The sequence below is a fragment of the Burkholderia sp. CCA53 genome, from assembly GCF_001685525.1.
GTDB classification, from domain to species: domain Bacteria; phylum Pseudomonadota; class Gammaproteobacteria; order Burkholderiales; family Burkholderiaceae; genus Burkholderia; species Burkholderia multivorans.
On the sequence record NZ_BDDJ01000004.1, the window covers coordinates 63,874 to 84,919 of the forward strand.

Annotated in this window: 31 protein-coding genes; 27 read left to right on the plus strand and 4 right to left on the minus strand. The window is 61.3% G+C overall.

Going from position 1 to position 21,046, the window contains the following annotated elements:
• Nucleotides 1–511: 511 nt before the first annotated feature.
• Together BCR55_RS29555 and BCR55_RS29560 are read left to right on the plus strand one after the other, a co-directional pair.
• Nucleotides 512–1,456, plus strand: coding sequence for a hypothetical protein (locus tag BCR55_RS29555; protein WP_065497301.1), 945 nt, complete (start codon nt 512–514; stop codon nt 1,454–1,456).
• 417 nt (nt 1,457–1,873) lie between these two features.
• Nucleotides 1,874–2,797, plus strand: coding sequence for a replication initiator protein A (locus BCR55_RS29560; protein WP_011875715.1), 924 nt, complete (start codon nt 1,874–1,876; stop codon nt 2,795–2,797).
• Between the two features lie 332 nt (nt 2,798–3,129).
• On the opposite strand, the gene BCR55_RS29565 is transcribed toward BCR55_RS29560, so the two are convergent.
• Nucleotides 3,130–4,326 (minus strand): IS256 family transposase, encoded by a 1,197-nt coding sequence (locus BCR55_RS29565; RefSeq protein WP_065494173.1) that lies wholly within the window; start codon nt 4,324–4,326, stop codon nt 3,130–3,132.
• Between the two features lie 332 nt (nt 4,327–4,658).
• Here BCR55_RS29565 and BCR55_RS29570 point away from each other — a divergent pair, with 332 nt between their 5' ends.
• The 17 genes from BCR55_RS29570 to BCR55_RS29635 all read left to right on the plus strand — a co-directional run bounded on the left by BCR55_RS29570 (nt 4,659) and on the right by BCR55_RS29635 (nt 13,478).
• Nucleotides 4,659–4,958, plus strand: a complete 300-nt coding sequence (locus BCR55_RS29570) for a hypothetical protein (RefSeq protein ID WP_065497303.1) — start codon at nt 4,659–4,661, stop codon at nt 4,956–4,958.
• A 126-nt stretch (nt 4,959–5,084) separates the two neighbouring features.
• The gene (locus tag BCR55_RS29575; RefSeq protein WP_065497307.1) at nt 5,085–5,390 is read left to right on the plus strand and encodes a hypothetical protein; all 306 of its coding nucleotides are present in this window, start codon (nt 5,085–5,087) and stop codon (nt 5,388–5,390) included.
• The gene (locus BCR55_RS29580; protein ID WP_065497310.1) at nt 5,377–5,655 is read left to right on the plus strand and encodes a hypothetical protein; all 279 of its coding nucleotides are present in this window, start codon (nt 5,377–5,379) and stop codon (nt 5,653–5,655) included. The genes BCR55_RS29575 and BCR55_RS29580 overlap by 14 nt, the downstream gene beginning before the upstream one ends.
• Before the next feature lie 59 nt (nt 5,656–5,714).
• Nucleotides 5,715–5,927: a hypothetical protein gene (locus BCR55_RS32050; protein WP_083211922.1), complete on the plus strand. Its 213-nt coding sequence runs from the start codon at nt 5,715–5,717 to the stop codon at nt 5,925–5,927.
• Between the two features lie 50 nt (nt 5,928–5,977).
• Entirely contained in the window at nt 5,978–6,616 is a 639-nt protein-coding gene (locus BCR55_RS29590) for a ParA family protein (protein WP_011875718.1), read from the plus strand.
• Entirely contained in the window at nt 6,613–6,870 is a 258-nt protein-coding gene (locus tag BCR55_RS29595; RefSeq protein ID WP_065497319.1) for a hypothetical protein, read from the plus strand. Before BCR55_RS29590 ends, BCR55_RS29595 begins: the two co-directional genes overlap by 4 nt.
• 48 nt (nt 6,871–6,918) lie before the next feature.
• Complete coding sequence (locus BCR55_RS32905; protein ID WP_139094104.1) at nt 6,919–7,203, plus strand: hypothetical protein; 285 nt, start codon at nt 6,919–6,921, stop codon at nt 7,201–7,203.
• A 285-nt stretch (nt 7,204–7,488) separates the two neighbouring features.
• Entirely contained in the window at nt 7,489–7,806 is a 318-nt protein-coding gene (locus BCR55_RS29600) for a hypothetical protein (protein ID WP_065497321.1), read from the plus strand.
• 29 nt (nt 7,807–7,835) lie between these two features.
• The gene (locus BCR55_RS32055) at nt 7,836–8,045 is read left to right on the plus strand and encodes a hypothetical protein (protein ID WP_083211926.1); all 210 of its coding nucleotides are present in this window, start codon (nt 7,836–7,838) and stop codon (nt 8,043–8,045) included.
• 363 nt (nt 8,046–8,408) lie between these two features.
• Nucleotides 8,409–8,681, plus strand: coding sequence for a hypothetical protein (locus BCR55_RS29605; RefSeq protein WP_217491750.1), 273 nt, complete (start codon nt 8,409–8,411; stop codon nt 8,679–8,681).
• A gap of 67 nt (nt 8,682–8,748) precedes the next feature.
• A complete protein-coding gene (locus BCR55_RS29610; RefSeq protein ID WP_065497323.1) occupies nt 8,749–8,946 on the plus strand; it encodes a hypothetical protein in 198 nt (65 codons plus the stop codon).
• Nucleotides 8,943–9,857 carry a DNA cytosine methyltransferase gene (locus BCR55_RS29615; protein ID WP_065497325.1) on the plus strand — a complete coding sequence of 305 codons (915 nt, stop codon included), beginning with the start codon at nt 8,943–8,945 and terminating at the stop codon, nt 9,855–9,857. Before BCR55_RS29610 ends, BCR55_RS29615 begins: the two co-directional genes overlap by 4 nt.
• An 86-nt stretch (nt 9,858–9,943) precedes the next feature.
• Complete coding sequence (locus tag BCR55_RS29620; protein ID WP_065497327.1) at nt 9,944–10,936, plus strand: DNA-binding protein; 993 nt, start codon at nt 9,944–9,946, stop codon at nt 10,934–10,936.
• Nucleotides 10,937–10,959: 23 nt separating this feature from the next.
• Nucleotides 10,960–11,466: a hypothetical protein gene (locus BCR55_RS29625; protein WP_065497394.1), complete on the plus strand. Its 507-nt coding sequence runs from the start codon at nt 10,960–10,962 to the stop codon at nt 11,464–11,466.
• Complete coding sequence (locus BCR55_RS29630) at nt 11,463–12,146, plus strand: hypothetical protein (protein ID WP_065497329.1); 684 nt, start codon at nt 11,463–11,465, stop codon at nt 12,144–12,146. Before BCR55_RS29625 ends, BCR55_RS29630 begins: the two co-directional genes overlap by 4 nt.
• A 4-nt stretch (nt 12,147–12,150) precedes the next feature.
• Nucleotides 12,151–12,456, plus strand: coding sequence for an H-NS family nucleoid-associated regulatory protein (locus BCR55_RS32060; RefSeq protein ID WP_083211923.1), 306 nt, complete (start codon nt 12,151–12,153; stop codon nt 12,454–12,456).
• 11 nt (nt 12,457–12,467) lie between these two features.
• Entirely contained in the window at nt 12,468–13,478 is a 1,011-nt protein-coding gene (locus tag BCR55_RS29635) for a hypothetical protein (protein ID WP_065497396.1), read from the plus strand.
• 7 nt (nt 13,479–13,485) lie between these two features.
• Here the strand turns inward: BCR55_RS29635 and BCR55_RS29640 are convergent, their stop codons facing one another.
• Genes BCR55_RS29640 through BCR55_RS29650 form a run of 3 tightly spaced genes read right to left on the minus strand, consistent with a single transcriptional unit; the run spans nt 13,486 to nt 15,275 of the window.
• Nucleotides 13,486–14,151, minus strand: a complete 666-nt coding sequence (locus BCR55_RS29640; RefSeq protein WP_065497331.1) for a hypothetical protein — start codon at nt 14,149–14,151, stop codon at nt 13,486–13,488.
• Nucleotides 14,144–14,824 (minus strand): protein mobD, encoded by a 681-nt coding sequence (locus BCR55_RS29645; RefSeq protein ID WP_065497333.1) that lies wholly within the window; start codon nt 14,822–14,824, stop codon nt 14,144–14,146. Before BCR55_RS29645 ends, BCR55_RS29640 begins: the two co-directional genes overlap by 8 nt.
• A 13-nt stretch (nt 14,825–14,837) precedes the next feature.
• Nucleotides 14,838–15,275, minus strand: a complete 438-nt coding sequence (locus BCR55_RS29650) for a hypothetical protein (protein WP_065497335.1) — start codon at nt 15,273–15,275, stop codon at nt 14,838–14,840.
• Nucleotides 15,276–15,524: 249 nt separating this feature from the next.
• On the opposite strand from BCR55_RS29650, the gene mobA reads away from it, so the two are divergent.
• From mobA to icmT, 8 genes are all read left to right on the plus strand, one after another.
• Entirely contained in the window at nt 15,525–15,824 is a 300-nt protein-coding gene (mobA, locus tag BCR55_RS29655; RefSeq protein WP_175403864.1) for a plasmid mobilization protein MobA, read from the plus strand.
• 103 nt (nt 15,825–15,927) lie between these two features.
• Entirely contained in the window at nt 15,928–16,164 is a 237-nt protein-coding gene (locus BCR55_RS33725) for a hypothetical protein (protein WP_043293131.1), read from the plus strand.
• A complete protein-coding gene (locus tag BCR55_RS33730; RefSeq protein WP_065497340.1) occupies nt 16,165–16,395 on the plus strand; it encodes a hypothetical protein in 231 nt (76 codons plus the stop codon).
• On the plus strand, nt 16,392–18,044 hold the full coding sequence (gene traI, locus BCR55_RS29670) for a TraI/MobA(P) family conjugative relaxase (RefSeq protein WP_302622106.1): 1,653 nt from the start codon (nt 16,392–16,394) through the stop codon (nt 18,042–18,044). Before BCR55_RS33730 ends, traI begins: the two co-directional genes overlap by 4 nt.
• A gap of 68 nt (nt 18,045–18,112) precedes the next feature.
• Nucleotides 18,113–18,568: a DotD/TraH family lipoprotein gene (locus BCR55_RS29675; RefSeq protein ID WP_065497343.1), complete on the plus strand. Its 456-nt coding sequence runs from the start codon at nt 18,113–18,115 to the stop codon at nt 18,566–18,568.
• Between the two features lie 14 nt (nt 18,569–18,582).
• Nucleotides 18,583–19,614, plus strand: a complete 1,032-nt coding sequence (locus BCR55_RS29680) for a type IV secretory system conjugative DNA transfer family protein (protein ID WP_065497345.1) — start codon at nt 18,583–18,585, stop codon at nt 19,612–19,614.
• Complete coding sequence (traJ, locus tag BCR55_RS29685; protein ID WP_011875757.1) at nt 19,611–20,774, plus strand: plasmid transfer ATPase TraJ; 1,164 nt, start codon at nt 19,611–19,613, stop codon at nt 20,772–20,774. Before BCR55_RS29680 ends, traJ begins: the two co-directional genes overlap by 4 nt.
• Entirely contained in the window at nt 20,771–21,040 is a 270-nt protein-coding gene (gene icmT, locus BCR55_RS29690) for an IcmT/TraK family protein (protein WP_065497347.1), read from the plus strand. The genes traJ and icmT overlap by 4 nt, the downstream gene beginning before the upstream one ends.
• Nucleotides 21,041–21,046: the final 6 nt, after the last annotated feature.

A 21,046-nucleotide genomic window follows, 5' to 3' on the forward strand; every position in this document is an offset into this window, starting at 1 on the left:
GGCCAACTACGGGGATATTTGCGGTATCCCCTTCGTGACCCGATGGATTTGTGGATGGCGAACGAGTGCGGGACACTTGACGACCAGGCCGCCGGTGGCGGCCACCCACCCATCCCCCCGCCCTTCCCGCCCTGCGGGAAGGGAGCGAGTCGCCCTCTGTCGTCAAGGGTGCGGGGGAGATGAAACCACCCCCACACCCTCGACTGGAGCGTCTACACCGGCACGTCAGCCCCTCAAGGGCCGCTGCGCTGCCGTCCTCACCCGTTCGGTGCTCGACCTGGCCTGCGGCCAGCTCTGCGCTCCGCGTGCGGCCTCCGGGCGGCCCCTTGACCGTCTGCCATGCCGAACACCTTCCCCCATCTTTTTACGCAATTACGTATTTACGTATGTACGTAAGCAAGCTATAATAGCTCCATGCAGTGAGGTTCCACCCTCGCCGCATCCCCGGCCGGAAACCACTGGCGGCTACCAGTCTCCCGGCCTTTCTTCCATACCGTCTAGGAGCTAAGCGATGAGTGAGCAATTCGGCTTCGACTTTGGCGACGCTGCAAAAGCGTTCGCGCTGCACGAGCCCGGAACGTGGCTTGATCCCGAGTACACGGTCGAGCAGTATCGCGCCATGTTTGCAAGCGGCGCTACGGCAGTGACGCGCATCGCTGGTCCAGCGCGCCCGCTGTTCGTGCGTGGGCTCGCTCTCGCCGGCGACGAGCTCGAGAAGATGGTGGAACGCTGCGGCGACGACAACGAGCCGCGCCATCTCTGGCGCGTGACGTGCAATCCGACGGACGACGAGTTCGACGGTTTCGTCGCGCACTGCCGCGCGATGGTCGGCGCTGCCTTCGACGGGATCGAGTACAAGGTTCGGGACGACGATGGATGCGTGACGACGGCTGCGATGTACGTGCGCGATGTCGGCACGCTGATCGCATGGCGATGGTCCGAGACGAATCGTGCCATCGATTTTCAGCCGTGGCGCGACACGTTTTTCTTGGAGAGCTACCGCGACGGGATTCAGGCGATCGAGGCTCCCTATGCAACGTGGGGGCGCGCCTACTGCGCCGACAAACTCGCGAACTCCAACGACGGCATCGCCAGCGTGCCTACCTTCGTAGTGAACGGACGCGAATATATCAACGACGGCGGTTTCAGCCGTGGCCCTTATCGAGAATGCGAAGGCTGGTCATTCACCGCATTCGCTGATTGGAAAGGTCCGACGTTCAGCTATCGCAGCCAGTGCCGGGCGTGGGATAACGGCAGTCTGGAGCGAGGCGACCGGCGCGGGCTGGTCGTGCGCGTGCGCGGACAGCTATGTGTGCTCGACGGTGCAGTGAAGGTCTACGATACGCAGGCTTCCGATGCCGCTTGGCAGGCTGATGAATCCGACGATGTGGGCGCCGAAGAAGACGTTGACCACGACGACGAAAACGAGCTGGAAGAAGAGGAAGTTGCCGTCTGAGCGCGGTAATTAGGATAATCCGCGAAAATATGGCAAATTAATTAAAGCGAAATGAGCGAAGCCCGGCTGGCGGCTACCAAACCGGGCTTCTACCAGAGCCAAGGCCCGTCTAGGAGCGAAGTCTGGATAGTCACATGATAGCTGTTCCGCCCATTGACCTCAAGCAAGGCCACGTGGCCCGCTGGGAGTCGACGACCCGGTTCTATGAACTGCGGCTGTTCCGCGATCTCTTTGGCTCTCCTGTCGCTCTTCGCTCGTGGGGCCAGAAAGACGGCACGCGCATTCGAACGCTTCAGACCATTCTGGAGGCCGATCATGAGTGCGCACCGCTCTTTCGCCTAGTGATTAAGCGCATGCGTGGACGACCGTACACGCTTTGTAAGATTTGTTGAGACAGAAGGACCGGAGGCCGGATCAATGGCAGCAACACCCGTACCCAAGGGGCAATACAAACCGTACACGCAGACGGAGCTGTTCGCGGCGAACATGCTTGAATGGCCGGTCAAGGACGACCTGGCCAGCATGGAGTTCCCGCTGTTTTCTCTCTCGAAGCGACCTGACACGAAGGTTCGGGAGTACGTCAGCCCGTCGACTCACAAGCGGGTGAAGGTCATTCCATCCGTGTTAGGTGCAGCCACTGTCTTCGACAAGGATCTTCTGCTCTACGTCGGATCGCAGATCATCGAAGCGCGGCAGGCGGGATTGCCTATTTCCCGAACCGTGAAGATCGATACCTACGCGTTTCTGACGGGCACCGAGCGAGATCCGGGCGGCAAGGCTTACGACAACATGCTCGACATGCTACGCCGGCTGAAAGGCACGACGATCGAGACGAACATTGCCACGGGTGGAGAGGAAGAAACGAGGGGCTTCGGGTGGATTGAAGACTACACCGTCACGCGGCGAACCAAGAACGGAAAAGGCGTCCTCGAGGTTGTCGTCATCGTCGCGGAATGGCTGTACAAGGCTTTCCTGCACTACGAGGTGTTGACGATCGATCGGCGCTATTTCTTGCTGACGCAATCGCTCGAGCGCCGCTTGTACGAGCTCGCCCGTAAGCACGCCGGCGACAAAGCGATCTGGAAATGTGACATCGAGATCATGCGCCAGAAGAGCGGCTCGATTCAAACGCTGCGGCACTTCCGATCGGACGTGCGGGACATTATCAGACGGGACGCATTGCCAGACTACCGCGTGGCGCTGGATAGCAGCAAAAAGCCCCATAAGATCGTGTTTTATACCCGCGACAGCAAGGCGTTGACCAAGGAATTGCAGCGCATCGACGGCTTCACCTGGTTCGAGCAGCTCGAACGACAGGGTACGCTGCAGCTCGACGACTAGCGCACTCGTACTTCGCCGACGCATGCCGCTGATGCGCGCCGGGATTGTTGCACCGACGCGCTGTAATCCTCCCTGAGCGGCCCGTTCGTGGCCGTTGATTGGTCGCCTCTCTCAACAATTCGGCGGCTTTTCCGGGCTTTATCGCAGCTCCCTGCCCCCTTTTCGTGTGTCGTATATCGCCGACGTTTCGGCCCAACTACTTACATACGTAAGTACATACGGTTTGTGTGCGTCAAGTTGTGCAAAAGGGTTGATCAGGTATTCGGTTGATTCCGGGTTGCCGTGGTCGGCGCGCGGGGCGTAGCCCGGAGCGCCGACCACGGCGGCAGCCATCAGGCGGCCAGTCTCAACTGCTCCTTCTTTTGCTCGGCCAGCAGGGCCATGTTCAGGTAACGGTTGTCTTCGAGCCACGTCTCGTGGGTTTCGACGCACAGCGCCCGAATCAGTCGCAGGCACGACTCAGTGTTCGGAAAGATCCTTACCACGCGCGTGCGCCGCTTGATCTCCTCGTTGAGGCGCTCGAGCATGTTGGTGCTCTTCAAGTGCTTGTGGTGCGCTCGGGGCAGCCGGTAGAAGCTCAAGGTCTCGCCGATGTTGCTCTCGACCCAGTCGACGAGTTTCGGGTACTTGCCCTGCCACTTGGTGATCCATGCCGCCAGGTCACGACTGGCTTCCTGCAAGTCGCGCCGGTCGTAGATCCAGCGCAACTCCTGTAGGCAATCGTCGTCGGCCTTCCTGGGCAGGTAGTCGAGCGCGTTGCGCAGGAAATGCACATAGCAGCGCTGCCAGGCCGCTTCGCACAACACCTCGCTGATCGCCTTCTTCAGGCCCGCGTGGTCGTCTGAAACCACGAACTCCACGCCAGTGAGCCCACGCGCCTTGAGCCGCAGCAGGAAGTCCTTCCAGCTGCTTTGACTCTCCCGGTTGGCCGTCTCGACCGCCAGCACTTGACGCTGACCCTCCCAGTTGATGCCGATGGCGATCTGCACCGCCATTGAGCGGATCACCCCATCCTCACGCACCTTCTCGTAGCGCGCATCGAGAATGACGTACGGATACGCCTCTTCCAGTTGCCGGCTGGCAAAGCGCTCGAGTGCCTCGTCCAGGCTCTTGTTGATTGCCGAGATGGCCGAGGCGGAGAAGCTGTGCCCGCACAGCTCTTCAGTAATCGCCTTGACCTTGCGGGTCGACACGCCCTGCACGTACATCTCGGCCAACGCCGCCACCAGCGCTTTCTCGCTGCGCGCGTAGCGCTCAAAGAGCGCCGTCGAGAATTCGCCGCTGCGCTCGCGCGGAACCCGCAACTCTAGCTTGCCGATCCGGGTCACCAGCCCCCGGTGGTAGTAGCCCGCCCGGTAACCGCTGCGCGTCTGGCTACGCTCGCTCGGCGCCGCGCCAAGAAACTCCGTCATCTCCGCTTCGAGCATTTCCTGCAGCGCTTCCTTCATCAGCGACTTCATCAAGTCACGGTCGCCCAACACCCACTCTTTCGCCGACAACGACACCGTATTACTCTTGCTCGTGGTCATGGTTTGTCCTCTTCAAAGGTCAAGGTCGATATTCACAATCAACCTCTTACCATGACCACCCCTCTCTACAAGCCGCTCCGGGCTTTTGCACACTAATCAGAACACTACCCCGGCACGTCAGCCCCTCAAGGGCCGCTGCGCTGCCGTCCTCACCCGTTCGGTGCTCGACCTGGCCTGCGGCCAGCTCTGCGCTCCGCGTGCGGCCTCCGGGCGGCCCCTTGACCGTCTGCCATGCCGAACACCTTCCCCCATCTTTTTACGCAATTACGTATTTACGTATGTACGTAAGTATGGCAATATGCCTATACCCTCTTCCTGCACCGGAGACGCAGATGGCACACATGAAATATTTCCACGGTGATCGTCAGCTCACGGCCATCACCGGCATGCCGAACGGCGAGTTTGCGAGGCGGTTTCCAAGGGCTGTCGGTCGCCGCTACGACGGCTATCAGATGCTGGTCGGGTCGCCGATCGATGCCCGTGACCAGGTGCTGCCCGTCGAACGCGTGATCGAGTACAAGGCAAATCCGAGCCGGCACGAATGCGACGCTCGCTGTCTCAATGCCACCGGGAAAATCATGCGCTGCGAGTGCTCCTGCGGAGGGAAAAACCACGGGCTAGGCTCCCGTTGACGGTGTTACGTATTTACGTATGTATGTATGTACGCTATAATGTGTCCGTGCCGTCGAAGTGCGGCACCGGCGAAGTTTCGGCGGCTACCGGAGCTTCGTCGTTCACCATCCGTCTAGGAGCATGACATGAAGCAACCGATTCGATCGTCCGACCCGGACGCAATCGAGAAGCTGGAGGCCGAGATCGAGCGGCTCAAGGCGTCTCAGAAGATGATGCGGGCCGCGAACACCGCCCTGCGCAAGAACGACGACAACGCCCTGAGAGCCTTGGGCTTCTCCGAGGAGCACATCGCGGAGCTGAAGACCCAAGACTTCGCTGGGCGCGTCGGCTTCCCGCAATCTGCGCTGCGCAACAACAACGCCGACATCCGTCGACTCAAGAAGCGGATCGCCGAGCTGCAAGCACGGGGAGAAAGCGATGCTGACCGTTGACCTGAAAATGTCGTGGGCCAGTCTGTTGCCCGTCCTGCTCGCGGGCTACGCCGACGGGACGGCCGAGGGGCGATCGATGGCCGTCGAGGAGCTCAAGAAGATGGCCGCGACTGCTGACTTCGCGCACCAGTTGGCCCAAGCGCTCAAGATGGTTCTAACCGTCTTCGAGCGCTCGATGCCGACAGCGGGGCACTGGATGGAGGTTCAGCACGCCAGAGAGCTGCTGAGTCGTCTTCCTGTTCGCGAGATCTCGCCAACGAACTAAGCGGTAATGCCGTACTTACGTATGTAAATACGGCATTACGTAGTGAGCAAGAGGGAATCATGGAACGCCAATACCGGGTCTTCTATCACACCCCCCAATCGTTCGACGAAAAGGCGCATACCGTCAAACTGGCAGTTGGAGACAGCACCGACGAAAACACCATCGAGCTGCTGTTGCTCGCGCAGGCTAAGCACGAGATTGCGGCCGAAGTCGGGCGTCCGCCGGATCAAGTTCGTATCAATGGCTTCAGCTTGCTTTCGGACTGTCATTGAGGCATAATTACGTAATTACATACGCAAGTATGTACAGAAAGGAGAAATCCATGACGAAATACGCGGTTGTTAATACCAAGGGCGGCGTTGGCAAGACGACGACTGGCGTTCATCTGGCGACGCATCTCGCCTACTCGGAGCCTACTCTTCTGATCGACGGCGACCCCCAGGAGACGGCCGCTACGTGGGCTGCCTGGCGCCGCGATAGCGATGCAGTGAAGGGTAAACCGTCGCCGACAACGACGTGCTTGCGTGGCAAGGCGATTTTCGACGAAGGCAAGCAACTGTCGAAGGGGTTCGTACACACGGTGGTGGATGCAGGTGGCCGTGACGCGCCGGGTCTGCGCAACGCGCTGCTGCTGGCCGACCTGGCAATCGTTCCGGTAGGCGCATCAGGTTTCGACGCTGCTGCGATGACGGATCTGCTGGAGGTCGTCGACCTGGCCAAGGATTACAACCCCGAGCTGCGTGTGAAGATCCTGCTGACGCGCATCGATCCCCGCACCAAGGACGGGAAGGAGATGCTGGAGTTCCTGCAGGAGAGCAAACTCGACGTACTCAATGCGCGTGTATGCGAACGCGTGGCATTCCGGCGGGCGACGAGCGAGGGCAGCACGGTTGAGGAGATTGGCAAGGACAGCCAAGCCGTGGCCGAAATGGCCGCGTTCTACGAAGAGGTGAAAGCATGAAGAGAAAGCCGTCTCTGGACGAATTCCGCAGCGGCGGTAGTGAAGGCGCAGTCGAAGCCACGGCGACGGCTGCTGTCGCGGTTTCGGTTCCGGTCGTGGCCGAGCGGACTAACAAGACCATCCGTATCCGCAAAACCTTCGAGGCCAAGCTGAAGGAAGACGCGTTTCATCGCTCGCAAGCGGAAGGCCGTCGGGTCACGGAATCCGACATTATCGACGAGGCGCTCGAGCTCTATTGGGCGAAAAATAAGTAATTACGTATGTACGTACTCATGTGCATACGTAATTCAAGGACGAACGGGATGAAAAAGAATATCGCTTTGGGCTTGCTGTCGCTCATCTCGATGAGCGGGGCTGTTTCGGCTGCCGAGCTGAATCGAGCGGATGCGTGGGACATCAAAACTGCGGCAAGATGGGCGGCGGAAGAGCAAACGGTAACGGTTGGTGAGCCGGCTGCGCAGGGCAGCAATTATCAGGTGGATGTCAAAGTGGGCAACCGCGTATGTCGCGTAACGGTTCGTCCGAACAATCCGTCAGAGAACGGCCCGCCGCTCCGCTGGAAGGCTGATAAGGCGAACTGTACGTAATTACGTATGTGCGTGAATTTTCAATGAGGCCGCCTGCGGGCGGCTTTTTCGCATCTGCGCGCAGAGCAGGGCAGGGCCGCCGCGCTGCGCGTGCGGCTTCTCGGCGGGCCCCTGACCGTCTGCCATGCCAAACACATTTACGCAATTACGTATTTACGTATGTACGTAAGCTGGCTATAATAGCCCCATGCAGTGAGGTTCCACCCTCGCCGCGTCCCCCGGCCGGGTTCCCACTGGCGGCTACCAGTCTCCCGGCCTTTCTTCCATACCGTCTAGGAGCAAGACATGCAAACCGAGAGCAGGAAGTTCACGCGTCACATTACCGGCGACGAACTCATTGCCGCTTGCGATCGTGAAGGCTTTCCGTGCCAGCCTCGCAAGTACCTCGAGGAGGGGAGCGACCACATCCGCTTTGGTTTTGAGCACGGTGGCGTCTACGTGACGGCGCTCTACAACACGGTAAGCGGCCGCGCATTCGGCGAATACGAGCTGCCGAGGCGCAAACGCAAGCTCGATGAGAAGGGCATCGAGTTCAGTACCGACGACAAACTCGATGGGACGCCTTGGTTCGACGCGCTGCTGTCTTTCCTCTATGTCGCCTGAACAGCCACAGCCTGCTCCAGGAGACGATGATGAAAACGGCTTATGACCTGCTGCTCGATGCGCCCGACACGCAAGTGAAGCGCTGTCAGCTCGCATGGAAGGCTATTGCGGCCGGAAATTGGCGAGATGCAGCGCATTTCCTGCTCAACGCGGCCGCGGAGGAGGGCGCAACGACGTGGGCGACTGAAGCGCGAGCCCTTGCCGAAGCATGCCAAGTTAAGGCGAACCAAGACGCCTGATAGGCCGCTGGCGGCGGCCGCACCCACCCATCCCCCGCCTTCCCGCCCTGCGGGAAGGAGCGAGTCGCCCTCTGTCGTCAAGGGTGCGGGGGAGATGAAACCACCCCCACACCCTCGACTGGAGCGTCTACACCGGCACGTCAGCCCCTCAAGGGCCGCTGCGCTGCCGTCCTCACCCGTTCGGTGCTCGACCTGGCCTGCGGCCAGCTCTGCGCTCCGCGTGCGGCCTCCGGGCGGCCCCTTGACCGTCTGCCATGCCGAACACCTTCCCCCATCTTTTTACGCAATTACGTATTTACGTATGTACGTAAGCAAGCTATACTGATTCCATGCTGTTGAGCCAACAGGGAAGGAGAAACCACGATGCAAGTACGAACCCTCGCCCAAGCCATCGCTTTCGGAGAAGTGGCCGCGCAATACCAGCAGCTGCGGCGCGAGCATCCGACGATTCGCGCGCTGACGATTAAGCGCTACATCTGCGACAACGAAGGGCTCACGCCAGAGCAGTTCGAGTGCGCGACCGAGCGCGGCCACGAATGGAGTTACAGCGGATCGGCCTATGGGGGCGATGACGAGAGCTATTTCGGCGAGGGCCGGTGCTATTGCTGCCACTGCGGCGCCGACGGCGACGCTTGACGCGCCTCGCTGGGGTTGGCGGCTACCGACTCCCAGCGAGATCTTTCACCCTGTCTAGGAGCGTTTCATGGTTACGATCTCGCGCGCCGAATACGAGCGCATTCACCCCGATTTCCGCGGCGTTTGGACCACCGAGCGCACCGACATCCCAGGCTGGGAGAACATCCGCCATCAATACCTCGGAAAGCGCACGCTCATGCGCGATAACGCCCTGCTGATCGAGGGGTTGTCACTGACGATCGTGGAAGAGGGCGGCGCCCAATGAAAGCGATCGACCTGTTTTCGGGCGCGGGCGGTTTCACGGAGGGGGCTGTCATGGCCGGTTTCAACGTCGTTTGGGCCGGCAACCATTGGCCGCTTGCGTGCGAATACCATGCGCGGAACCATCCGGAGACCGAACACGCCTGCCAGGATCTGCAGCAGGCCGACTGGCGCACGGTGCCGGCACACGACTTGATGCTTGCCGCACCGGCCTGCCAAGGCCATAGCCCAGCTCGAGGCAAGGAAAAGCCGCATCACGACGCGCTCAGGTCGACGGCATGGGCCGTCGTCGCCTGCGCGGAATATCATCGCTCGCCCTTTATCGTCGTCGAAAACGTACCCGCTTTCGAGCGCTGGGCACTGTATCCCGCGTGGCGTGATGCAATGCGCCTGCTCGGCTACGCGATCGCGCCGTACATCATCGATGCGGCGGATCATGGCGTCCCGCAGCATCGCAAGCGACTGTTCCTCGTTTGCACCCGGTCGGCCGCGCCGATCACTCTTGACCTTCCCAAGCACGCCCACAGGCCCATTCGGAACGTCATCGATTGGGACGCGCCAGGCTGGAGCAAGGTCGATAGAACCGGACGCAGCCCGAACACGTTGGCCAGGATCGCGGCGGGGCGTCGCGCGTTCGGCGATCGCTTCGTGGCGCCGTACTACGGCAACGGCTCCGGCTTAACCGGTCGCTCCATCGACCGGCCGATCGGCACGATCACGACGGTAGATCGCTGGGCAATCATCGACGGCGACCGTATGCGAATGCTTCACCCGAAGGAGGCGAAGCGCGCGTGCGGCTTCCGTTCGACGTTCGCACTCCCAGCGAACCGGCGCAGCGCCATGCATTTGCTCGGTAATGCCGTCATGCCGCCGGCGGCCGCCGACCTGCTGCGCGCGCTACGGCGCGCTGCCTGATCCCCTTTTTGCCCTCTTGAGTAGTAATAATAATTGCGCCAGTATTACTATTACTACCAAATCGCCGCCGACCATCCGAGGTACGTATGAACCAGGAACTGAAAGAGCGCATTTTCGCCGCCGCTGACGAGCTCTACGTCGAAAACGGCGAGTTTCCCAACGTGGAGGCCGTGCGGCAGCGTGCCCGCGCGGGCATGAACTACGTGGTCGAGGCATTGAGGGAATGGCGGCAGAAACAGCGCATGCTCGTTCAGAGCGTGCGCGAACCGCTCCCGGCCGAGCTGCACGACGCGATGACGGGGTTCGGCAACCACATTTGGGAGGTCGCGCAGCGGCTGGCCAACGATGCCTTAGAATCGGCGCGGGCCGCGTTCGAGGCGGAAAAAAACGACCTGGCGCGCCTGTCGACCGAGCAGTCGGAGGCATACGAGGTTCTTGCCGCCGAGCATGACCGCACGGTGGAGGATTTCACCCGCCTGCAGGGCAGGGCGGCGCAACTCGAGGAGGAACGAGCTGCACTGGCCGACCAGCTGCGCGCGGCCCAGCAAGAGGCGCACGTCGCGGCCACCGAGACTCGCGAGAAAGCGGCGCTCGTCGACCGCCTTGAGAAAGACCTCGAACGCGCGCGCGCGGAAGTCGACGGTCTTCGCGAGGAGCTGAACGCTGCACGGCGCGAGCTCGCGGACGAGCGCGGCAAAGCTGCGACGGCCGAGACGAGGCATGTCGCAGAGCGAGAGGCCATGCAGCGGGAAATCGACGTCCTGCGCGGCCACGAGAAGGAGCAGTCGAAGGAACTCGCAGAATCGCAACGAGCAGTGACCCGAGCAGAAGCCGAGCGAGACAAGCTCACTGAGCAGTTGAGCGACGTCCGCAAAAGGACCGCCGACGAGATCCACCGTGCGCTGGAGAAGGTGCAGCAGCGCGAGGCGGAAGCCGTGCAGGCGCGTAAAGAGGCGAGAGCCGCCGGCGAGCAGCTCGCGCGCACGTCGGGCGAGCTCGATGCCGCTAAGGCCCAACTGACGGACCTGCGCGCGATCATCAAGGATCTGTCGTCGACGAAGCGGACACCGAAGGCATGACCACAAACAACGGAGTGAAAAGGATGGAAAACACGCTGAAACGGCCGATGTTTCAGTTGAGCATCGGCGGCTTGCTGGGTCTCGGCACCATATCCGCCATCGAGGCCCGATCGTGGGGCTCGTTCCTGTCCACGGCTCTCATGGCTTTGTATCTTTTCGCTTTCGCCGCCAGTCGGCAGGCAGCGCGGGCCAGCAAGCCACCGATCCGTCTCGCGGGCAACATCGTCACCGCGTTGTGCGCCGTGCTTCTGCTCGGTACGTTTCTACTCGTCGCGGAACGCATCTACCTGGTCAACGGCAGCGGCTATCCGCAATGGCTCGCGCGCGACATAGGCGCGGCCAACTACGCCGAGCTGGATCGACTTCACAGCACCGAATGCAAGGGCGAGAGCATGGAAATTTATGGCAAGCGCAGCGGCCAATGGGTCATCCGCTGCGGGTTCACGTGGATCGGCGGCCGCACGTATATCTCGAGCACGAACCCCTACGGGCACATGCTTGATGACATCAAGCCGGAGAGCAAGCAATGAGCACGTTTCGCCGCTTCTTCATCGACTACTTGATGGTCCCGCTCGGCATTCCGCTCGTCTGCGCGGCCGCCTCGGTTTATCACGTGTCGAAGGAAACCACTGCGACCGGATACGCGACATTGGCAATGGCGTGGCCCCACCTCCATCAATCGACCCGCGATGCAATCGTGAGCGCGATGCGCGGCGACGGCGGCCGCATCAGCCAATGGGAGTTTGTCAGGCTGTCCGACCTCGCGTTGCGTGACGCCGGCGCTCTTGAGTTGCCGATCGCCGGCGACGACGTGTCTTTGCAGCGCGAGCGCCTGGTGCGGACCATGACAGATACCGCACCGGCCGGCGCCATCCTGCGAGCTACGTCTTTCAAATGCATGCCGCTGCAGACAGTAAGCGCTCTGCTCGACATGCGGGACAACACCGCCGTGCGATGCTCCACAATGAGCGACGTCGCCGACAGCACTGGCCGAGTCCTCATCGCCCGGAAGGCCCAGCTTTTCGGATGGAAGAAGGGCACAAGCGTCGAATGGACATCGTGGACCACGAACGACGGCATCGTCGTCGGAGAAAAGGTGCTGCACGGTGTTGCGTTCACCAGCGCGTTGCAACCCACTCCCGACGAATCTCTGACGGTGATGGCGCTGCGCGATATTTCCGTTCCCCCTCTCGCGGCCCCAGCCGACTGAAACGATGCCGAGCTCGCGTCTTACCACTTACCAGCGGCTTCTAGCCGAGCTTGCCGAGCTTGACGTTCGAATCGAGCAGGCGCGGGCACGCGAGCGCGTCCGCGCCATAGAGACCATCCACGAGCTGATGGACACCTATGGAATCAAGCACAAGGATCTCGTCGGCCGCAACGGTAGGCGAGGTTCCTACCAGGTGAGCGCACTGCCGGCAAAATACCGCGATCCGGCCACAGGCAGAGAGTGGTGCGGACGCGGAAACGTGCCTCTTTGGATTCGCGGCAAAGACCGCACACGATTCCTCATCGATTGACCTTTACCGTCATGTCCGAAGAAGTTCAGCGTCTCAACTACAGCACGCACGCGCTCGAGCAATTCGAGCAGCTCATTCCCACGATCCGCCGAGACATGCCGGGCATGCGCGCAGGCTTTGAGGCCGTCACGCATCTGCTTCGCCTCAGCGTGAAGTATCTCCTGCCGAACTGCGCCGAACTCATCGACGTCAGCGAGCTCCGGCAAGTCCACATCGACAGCATGCGGCTTCCGCATCCCGTCGCTGCGCTCGAGGCGCCGTGGGTGTTGCCTGATGGTGAAGGCGGCGACAAGGGCAATCTGCGCTGTCCGAAGCGCATCGCCTTGTGCGTTGAGCTCGACGAAGACGTTGCCCGGCTCTTGCCCGGTACCGAGCATTTACTCGACGAGCCGGACGGCGGGGTATGCGTCATTCCGATCTACTGGACCGAGGCCGGCCAGTGGCAACTCGCGCCAGGCGGTGCCTTCGTGCCGCATTCCAACGAACTGAGCGCCTACGTGCCGGAGCAGGCGGACGAACGTACACGCCTGCTGAACGAACCGCTTCGGGAGGCGGGGCTATCGGCCCGCAAGATGCGCCAGTTTCAGGTCTCGGCCTTCGTCATCCTGCCTGAGCAATACGAATTCCTTGTGACCCAGCTCGGTTCGCTGAGGGTCGCTCATTCGGAGACACTGGCCAACGCTCGCGATGACATCCTGGCACTGATCCAGACCGGATGCGTCGTCAACTGCTCGAACATCGAGACGCCGACGCTCGAGGCTCCGGCAAAGCTCAACAAGAAGCGCCAACAGAACGGCAAGGTGCCGTTTTTTGACTATCGGGTGCTGGCCGTCCGGCCGACGAAGGCCGGCGACGGGCAAGGGAGGGGAGGGCAGCACGCGAGCCCGCGAGCGCACATCAGGCGCGGGCACATCCGCAGGCTGGAACACAAGACCGTATGGGTGTCCGACACACTGGTGAACGCAGGCTCGGCTCGCGGTGTCGTGGTCAAGGATTACGCCGTCCGACCGCTCAAGCCCTGACCCGCCCTTAAAATAGCTTCACGGCCGCTACGAGAGGCCACAGGAAGGCCGCTGATGCGGCGAGCAGGCCGATGCAGCCAGCAAGAAGCCCCAACCGCCTGCCGGCCCTCAAATCGTCCCGCGCGCGCCACGCCGCGCCAACGGCTGCCGCGGCGCCGCCGGCAGCAGCCAGCCACCCGGCCGGCGTGCGTGCCAACGCACCAAGGATCATCGTCAGCGGGCCGTCTCCTGCGGTCGGCACCGTCCAATACGGCAGACGGCCGCTGCCCAACACAAAGCCGACAAAAACACACAGCGTTCCGAACGCCGCGAACGCGAACCACGCCCATCCCCACGAAAGCCATCGCGACGCATCGACAAGCCGCACTGCGACCCGCTCGCTAGTCTTGCTCACAGCGTCGGCGAGCGTCCCGAGAGCCTTCTTCGTCTCTGCGTCGGCGATCGCCGCCATTGCAACCCGTTGCTCGTCGAGAATCTTGCCGACGTGATCGGAGATCATCGCCGGATACTTCCGGTACAACGCGTCGTAAGACTCCAGTGCCATGAGCACGAGCCAAAGCGCATCGTTGTCGCGGATATTGAGCGCATTCTTGACGCGATAAAGGCTCTGGACTTCCCGCTCCGTGGGCTGCCTGCCGAGCAGCTTCTCGAAGCTCGCTTCAACGTCAAGCATCGAGCACTTCCCCTAGCGCCTTACGCACTTCATTGCGCCACCGGGTCAGTTCCGCACGATTGCCGATCGGAAGCTCTTTCATCGCTGCCGAGATCGACAGACGCTTGCTATACAAATCGTCGCTAACGCGGTCCGCGAGATCCGGCAGATTGACTGACTTTCCGCCGTTATCTTCGACTGCCTTGCGCGTCTTCGACGTGTTGTACAGCTCGAACTTCTGCTCGTCGCCGAAGTAGGTATTGCGCACGACATGAATCGCCGAGCCAGGCAGCGATTCCATGTACTCCTTGAGCAACTCCAAACTGTCTCGCTGGCGATTGATGACCCACAGTGTCACCAGTTTACGACCCAGCTCGGCAAGTGTGCTGTTGAGCGTCTCGCCATAGGCCGCTACGCCCTTATTGTTCCTCGCTGCCGTGTTCACCACCACGACCGCATCCGAATTCTCATGGCAAACGTTCACCAGATCGATCCAGCCATTCGCCTCATCGAGGTTAATCAGCTCCGCTTTCACCTCGCCCTTGTACATCTTCCAGACGTCGGGATTCGATGTATCGGACTCGATCAGCAGGATCTTCTCAGAACGTGCCTGCAAGGTGTCGATAACACCGATCGACACAGCCGACTTTCCCACGCCTCCCTTGCTGCCACCCACCATATAAATCGGTTTCATTCCGTCTTACCTCTCAGATGTCGTCAGAATCCGCGCGCGGCGTAAAGCCACCGCTTCGCTGAGAAGGCTCCGATGCCTCCACTTTCACCTGCGCCTTCGGAGTTTGGGGCTTCGCCGCCTTGACTGCCGATTCGCTGCCTTCATCGATGCTGGTTTTCGCCCTCGCTTCTCCCTTCTCAGAAGGCTTCGGCATTACAGCTTTTCGCCGTCGCTTCGGCTGCGTAGCAGCCTGCCTAAGGGCCTTCTCCGAAATCCGTATAAAGCCCTTCATACGGAGTTTCTCAGCGATCTGCGCATAGCTGTAGCCACGAGCAAGCCATTCGTTCACAACCCCCGCCATCAGCTTGATCGTCTGGGCTCTGTCTGCCGCCCTTTCGTTCTCGTCGATCTCGGGGAACTCTTTGTCCAACTCATCAAGCATCAGCTTGATCTGGCCAACAGTGTATTTCATATCGTGCCTACATTACAAAAAAAGAGGTCCGCAGGACCAGATTCTAGCCTTTCGGCTTGATGAGTCAAATTCTTGCCGGTAGACTTCGTGAATCGATGACGGTAGTTCGGGGACAGGGTAGGGTTTGCTATACCGCCATAAATGGCGGCCTAGCAACCGGCAGCGCACCAGTCGTTTCACTCCCTCTGCGCAGCCTACCGTCCCTGCTCAGGGCGAAGCCCCGAGACCCCAACGGCATGAGAGTTCAGCGTGAGTAGCAGTGAGGAACGACAGAAAACAAAGCACGTAATGGTGAGGGTGACACCCGAGCAGTTGGCCACGCTTCGCGAGAAGGCCAATGACTCGGGCGTCACCGTGCCGGAATACCTGCGCGCGTGTGGCCTCGGACGGCCCACACGCAGCAAGATGGAAGCGCACATCGTCAATGAACTGCGTCGCCTCGGTGGTCTACAGAAGCATCTGTTCACCGAGGGCGGCGGCGTACTGTCCAAAGAGTTTGCGGCGGTCCTTGTTGAAATCCGCGCAGCCATCGCTCGGATTGGTGAATGACCGATGCTGGCGAAAATCCCCGAGCGGCGCGAAGACGGCAGGTCCGACTTCGGCGACCTGGTGGAGTACATCACCAACCGCGACGACGACCAGGAGAAACTAAATGACGAGCTCGATCCAAGCGACCGAAGAAGACACCACCAAATTCTTGAGCGTGCTCGAGAACATCTCGCAGGAGCAGAAGACCATCTGCGCGCTGCTCGACGAGCTGATTCTATTGATGCAGATGCCATCCGAGTCCGTCTTGGAAGTGCTCGAAGGGCTGTTGCTGCCTATGGGGCAGAACATGGTCGAGCTGACGAGCGAGCTGAAGACTCAGTTGACGGACGAGGAGGCGTAGATGGCGATCAACATCAACGAAGCCTTGCCCGTGCTCGAAACCATCTACGAGCAGCAGCGAGCTATCTCCGACAGGCTCCGCAAGCTGATCGAAACTTTCAAGAGCGAACCCGAGCCCGTCGAGCCTACCTTGCGTTTAATGCTCAAGCCGCTCAACGAAGGCATGGACGAAATGCATCAGATGCTCTCGCCGACCTCGGCCGACTCCTCGGAGAGCCCGAGCGAGTCATAACGCCAAACGGCGTTGCCTGCGAGCACAACTGCTTGTCGCTGGCGACCGCAGCCGCTGAAATGAAAGCCGTGGCGGCGCAAAATCCGAGGGTCAAGGACCCGGTGTATCACATCGTTTTGTCGTGGCCATCGTCTGAGTCGCCGACCGATGCGCAGGCTTTCGAATGCGGCAAACACGCGTTATCGGCTGTCGGCATGGCCGATCACCAGTATGTGTTCGCTGTACATCGAGACACGAACAACGCGCATCTGCACATCGCCGTTAACCGCGTCAATCCCGACACCTTTGCGGCCGTCTATCCCGACCGAGACTATTTCAAGCTCGATCGTGCAATGCGTGAGCTTGAACTCCGGTACGGATGGCAACACGACAAAGGCCCATATGCCGTGTTCGAGCGCAACAGTCAGACGGTAATCGATTGGGCGAGCAAAGACCCCAATACGAAGGGCAAGCGGCCGACGCCAGCGGCCGACATGGAGCGGCACGCTGATCAGGAAAGCCTGTTCAGCTACGCACGTGGCGAGCCACGCAAGGCGCTCCTGGCCGCGCTCAAGAACGACAAGCTCACTTGGCGGCAGCTCCACAACCTACTCGCGAAATTCGGGCTCGAGCTGCGGGAAAAAGGGCAGGGCTTCGCCATCTACGACCTCAATTCGAGCGACACGACGCCGATCAAGGCAAGCGACATGCACGAAGCGCTGGGCAAGTCGCGGCTGGAGAAACGGCTCGGCCCATTCGAGGCTTCGACGTCAACGACAGATGCAATTCTTACCTACGACAAGCAGCGCCCGTTGAAGCGCGATCCGAGAGTCCGCGAGGAGCGCCGACAGGCCCGTGCAGATGCCCGACGGGATCTGCGCGCCCGGTACGAGGAATACAAAAAGGGCTTCGTCTATCGACGCCTCGATCCAGCCGACGTGCGAGCCCGCTTTGCTGCGATCCGCGCCGACGCGCGTCAGCGACGCCTCGAGGTACGGCAAACCGTCAGCGATCCAGCGGCTCGCCAGGCGCTTTACAGCGTCATTGCATTCGAGACGCTACGCGCGCGAGACAGGTTGCAGCGGGAGATTCGCAAAGAGCGTCAGGCATTGCGGGACGACCAGTCGAACCGGCGACAGTCCTATCGCGAATGGGTCGAACGCCAGGCGGCCGCCGGCGACACGGCGGCCATCAGCCAGCTCCGCGGCTTCGCCTACAGCGAGAAGCGGCTCGCGAAGGAGCTGGAGAGGGCACTCGCGAACGACGGGGCCGACGGCATCATTCACCCTGACGATGCAGATCCGGCTGCCCGCGACATCGCCGAAGGCGTTTATTACCGCGTGCGACGCGACGGAACCGTCGTGTACCGGCTCGACGATGGACGCGACGCTTTCGTCGACCTGGGCCGGCGCATCGACGTGCTGGCGAAGGGGGAGGCCGACACGGCGGCGATCGCCGCTGCCCTGCAACTGGCCGGCGAAAAGTATGGCGGCACGTTCGAGCTGACCGGCAGCGAGGAATTCAAGCGTCGGGCGATCGACGTCATGCTCGAATACAAAATCGACGTGCGGCTCAAAGACGCCGCTCAGGAGGCGCTGCGCCGCACCAGAGCGGCCGAGATTGCGCGCGCCGGCCGGGATGCGAAGACCCGGCAGCAACGCCGGAAATAGCCCCTTTCGTTGCCCTCTTCCTTTTTGTATAGTAACCTTAATACGAAATTTCTAAAGGAGGGCCACCTATGGCTATGCCGCGTTACACCGTTGCCGGTTTGCTGATCGGCCTCGCGCTCACTGGCTGCGCGACCCAACCGAAGACCGACAACGCTCAGATCGAAATCGACCGCCAGATTCTCGACGCCTCGCAGAAGATCCAGTCCGCACAGGCGGATCTGTACCAGGCCGGCGCGCTGAACCAGGCGACCACGAAGGTGCCGGTGTCGATCGTGGACGACCAACACCGCGTCACCCTGTCGTGGCAGGGTGACGCCCTGCAGCTCCTGAACAAGCTCGCGCACGACCGCGGGCTCGCCTTTTCGTTCATGGGCGTTCGCATGCCCCTGCCGGTCAACATCGACGTGAAGGATGCGTCCTACGATGCGGTCATGCAGATGGTTCGCGCTCAGATCGGCTATCGGGCCGACGTCACGCAGTACCCGGACAAGCTGGTCCTGCAATACAACCGGCCGCAGTCCTGATACGGGAGACAATCATGAAGCGCTTTGTCGTCGCAGCGATCCCGCTACTCGTGGCCGGCATGGCACATGCCGCCGAGACCCCGGCGCCGGCCGCCGCATCGGCTCCGCAGGCACAGTCGCCGGCTGCGGCGTCGTCTGCATCGGCCCCGACCCCGACCGCTCAAGCCCCTGCTGCGCCTTCGCCCGAAGCCAAGGCGACTACGCCGGCGCCCGAAGAGCAGCCGGTCACGCTCGATTCGCTGCTCAATCCGCCTTCGCAGGCGAGCACGGGCCTTTCTGATCTGCGCGTGCAGATGCTGACCGACGCCGGCAAGACGGTCGGTTTCCGGGGCGGCATGGCCGCACGAGCCCGTGTGCTGCGCGATGCGCTCAACGCGCGCGCGGAGCGTCTTGACACCATTTTCCAATTCTCGCCGCTCATCAACCGCAACGGCACTATCCCGCCGGTTATTGTCGAAGCGCGCGATCTCTCGTCGTTCTCCCCCGACCAGATTCGCACCGCGAATCGCGTCTACAAGATCGAGAGGGAGGAACGGTTCGTGAGCGTCCCGCCGACTTGGCGCGACTATCTGTTTGTCGGCCTCCCGATCAAGGGCGGCGTCGACCTGCCGACTTTCGAAACTCGGCCGAAAGACAGCAAGGAAGAGGCCGTCTGGCGCGATGCGGTCAAGAAGGGATGGGATGCCGGCGAGCAGCAGGCCGATGCCATCCTTGCCGCCAATTTCAACCGACTCACGCGCGACTACACCGGCATGCTGCGATATTCGACGCTCGTGCAGGAAGGCATGATCTCGACCACGCGCGTTGCAGAATCGCGGCAAACGGTGACGGGCGACGGTCGGCAGCTCATGCTCGGCGACACCTTGCGCCGCGTGACGAGCAGGGCGACGTTCGAAACGAACCCGAACAACTGGCGTCCGACGGTCAACCAGGGCGAGCAGCCCGCACCGAAGGTCGCTCCCGTTCCGCAATCTGCAGCCGTACCGGCTACCGAGCCGCCCGCGACGCAGATCGAAGGCCGGCCGCAGGGTGACGACGGTAAATGAGCGACCTCGTTCAGTTCGAACCCTACGATTTTCGGGGCGATGTAACCGCGCACACATTCAAGCAGTTCTTGAAATACTGCGCGGATTACGGCGCTTCGGACATCCTCGTGCAGGGCGGCGATTATGCGTGGGTCGAGATCCACGGCCGTCAGCGTCAGGCGAGCACGCACACCATCAAGCAAGGCCACCTGTCGAACCTGATCAGTACCGTATGGCAGGCCGAGGTCGAGAACAATGTTCGCGCGGGTCACGGCGCCGACCGCTCGCTCGAGCTCGCCGGCGAAGAGCTCGGCATCGACCGAGGCAAGTTCCTTCGCTTCCGCTGCAACTTCATTCAGGGGCGTGTCGCGCGGTACGACATGGCCTACGCGGTCACGATGCGTCTGATTCCGTTCGATTTGCCCGACATCACCAAGATGGGCATCGAACAGGAGCTATTTGAGGCGTTCTATCCCGGCATGGGCCTTGTGCTCGTCTGCGGGCCGACTGGCTCGGGCAAAACCACGCTCCAGTCTGCCGTCTACGGTTATGCCGGCATCCACATGCCGGACCGCAAGGTCATCACCTACGAAGACCCGATCGAGTTCGTGCTCGGCGGACCACACTGGAAGGGCCCGCAGCCGCACCAAGCACAGATCGGCCGCGATATCGAGAGTTTCGCAACCGGCCTGCGCAACGCCATGCGCCGTAAGCCAAGCATCATCGGCATCGGCGAAATGCGCGACCTTGAAACGATCGACGCCGCGATCGAGGCCGGCCTCACTGGCCACCTGACCTACGGCACGATGCACACTGAATCGTGCGCCGAGACAATCAACCGTGCCATCCAGGTCTATCCACCGCAGCAGCAGTCGGCCGTAGCGTCGCGGCTGCTCGGTTGCCTTCGCGTTATCGTCGTGCAGCGTTTGCTCAAGACCACTGACGGTAAGCGGGTCGCCGTTCGCGAATTCGTGATCTTCGATCGCGACTTCAAGAACGAGTTGCAATCGCAGCCCTACGATCAGTGGGCACCGATGATCCGCGCACGTCTGGAATCCGAAAAGGCGACCCTCGACGACAAGGCATGGGCGCTCTACGAGGCTGGCCGCATCGATAAAAGCGAGTTCATCGAGCTGGCAGGTCACAAGGCATTCCGCATCCGTTCTCAGGAGGCAGCATGAGCATCTCCATCTGGCGTCACGCATCGCAGACACCGACCTTGCTGGGCATTCCCTGCATCGCATATATGCCTATCTTCGTGTGGCTGTTCCACATGCGCTGGTGGTCATTCTGGACTGCGATAGGCGTGATCGTCTTCTTCGCAGTGCTTGCGAAGTTCGGCCTCTCGTTCAAGGTGCTATGGCAGAAATTCCTGCACCTGTTGCGAGGGTCACGCATCTACGCACGTCCGTGGTGGTACCGCAACCGCTTCCAAGATCACGAGTAAGGACGT

Coding starts and splice junctions, on each gene's coding strand:
- BCR55_RS29610 (WP_065497323.1), top strand. CDS start 8,749: ATGGTTACGATCTCGCGCGCCGAATACGAGCGCATTCACCCCGATTTC.
- BCR55_RS33725 (WP_043293131.1), top strand. CDS start 15,928: ATGACGAGCTCGATCCAAGCGACCGAAGAAGACACCACCAAATTCTTG.
- BCR55_RS29555 (WP_065497301.1), top strand. CDS start 512: ATGAGTGAGCAATTCGGCTTCGACTTTGGCGACGCTGCAAAAGCGTTC.
- BCR55_RS32905 (WP_139094104.1), top strand. CDS start 6,919: ATGAAAAAGAATATCGCTTTGGGCTTGCTGTCGCTCATCTCGATGAGC.
- BCR55_RS33730 (WP_065497340.1), top strand. CDS start 16,165: ATGGCGATCAACATCAACGAAGCCTTGCCCGTGCTCGAAACCATCTAC.
- BCR55_RS29575 (WP_065497307.1), top strand. CDS start 5,085: ATGAAGCAACCGATTCGATCGTCCGACCCGGACGCAATCGAGAAGCTG.
- BCR55_RS29680 (WP_065497345.1), top strand. CDS start 18,583: ATGAAGCGCTTTGTCGTCGCAGCGATCCCGCTACTCGTGGCCGGCATG.
- icmT (WP_065497347.1), top strand. CDS start 20,771: ATGAGCATCTCCATCTGGCGTCACGCATCGCAGACACCGACCTTGCTG.
- BCR55_RS29640 (WP_065497331.1), bottom strand. CDS start 14,151: ATGCTTGACGTTGAAGCGAGCTTCGAGAAGCTGCTCGGCAGGCAGCCC.
- BCR55_RS32055 (WP_083211926.1), top strand. CDS start 7,836: ATGAAAACGGCTTATGACCTGCTGCTCGATGCGCCCGACACGCAAGTG.
- BCR55_RS29620 (WP_065497327.1), top strand. CDS start 9,944: ATGAACCAGGAACTGAAAGAGCGCATTTTCGCCGCCGCTGACGAGCTC.
- BCR55_RS29645 (WP_065497333.1), bottom strand. CDS start 14,824: ATGAAACCGATTTATATGGTGGGTGGCAGCAAGGGAGGCGTGGGAAAG.
- BCR55_RS29600 (WP_065497321.1), top strand. CDS start 7,489: ATGCAAACCGAGAGCAGGAAGTTCACGCGTCACATTACCGGCGACGAA.
- BCR55_RS29615 (WP_065497325.1), top strand. CDS start 8,943: ATGAAAGCGATCGACCTGTTTTCGGGCGCGGGCGGTTTCACGGAGGGG.
- BCR55_RS32060 (WP_083211923.1), top strand. CDS start 12,151: ATGCCGAGCTCGCGTCTTACCACTTACCAGCGGCTTCTAGCCGAGCTT.
- BCR55_RS29675 (WP_065497343.1), top strand. CDS start 18,113: ATGGCTATGCCGCGTTACACCGTTGCCGGTTTGCTGATCGGCCTCGCG.
- BCR55_RS29560 (WP_011875715.1), top strand. CDS start 1,874: ATGGCAGCAACACCCGTACCCAAGGGGCAATACAAACCGTACACGCAG.
- traJ (WP_011875757.1), top strand. CDS start 19,611: ATGAGCGACCTCGTTCAGTTCGAACCCTACGATTTTCGGGGCGATGTA.
- BCR55_RS29630 (WP_065497329.1), top strand. CDS start 11,463: ATGAGCACGTTTCGCCGCTTCTTCATCGACTACTTGATGGTCCCGCTC.
- BCR55_RS29595 (WP_065497319.1), top strand. CDS start 6,613: ATGAAGAGAAAGCCGTCTCTGGACGAATTCCGCAGCGGCGGTAGTGAA.
- BCR55_RS29570 (WP_065497303.1), top strand. CDS start 4,659: ATGGCACACATGAAATATTTCCACGGTGATCGTCAGCTCACGGCCATC.
- BCR55_RS29580 (WP_065497310.1), top strand. CDS start 5,377: ATGCTGACCGTTGACCTGAAAATGTCGTGGGCCAGTCTGTTGCCCGTC.
- BCR55_RS29650 (WP_065497335.1), bottom strand. CDS start 15,275: ATGAAATACACTGTTGGCCAGATCAAGCTGATGCTTGATGAGTTGGAC.
- BCR55_RS29565 (WP_065494173.1), bottom strand. CDS start 4,326: ATGACCACGAGCAAGAGTAATACGGTGTCGTTGTCGGCGAAAGAGTGG.
- BCR55_RS29605 (WP_217491750.1), top strand. CDS start 8,409: ATGCAAGTACGAACCCTCGCCCAAGCCATCGCTTTCGGAGAAGTGGCC.
- BCR55_RS29590 (WP_011875718.1), top strand. CDS start 5,978: ATGACGAAATACGCGGTTGTTAATACCAAGGGCGGCGTTGGCAAGACG.
- BCR55_RS29625 (WP_065497394.1), top strand. CDS start 10,960: ATGGAAAACACGCTGAAACGGCCGATGTTTCAGTTGAGCATCGGCGGC.
- BCR55_RS32050 (WP_083211922.1), top strand. CDS start 5,715: ATGGAACGCCAATACCGGGTCTTCTATCACACCCCCCAATCGTTCGAC.
- BCR55_RS29635 (WP_065497396.1), top strand. CDS start 12,468: ATGTCCGAAGAAGTTCAGCGTCTCAACTACAGCACGCACGCGCTCGAG.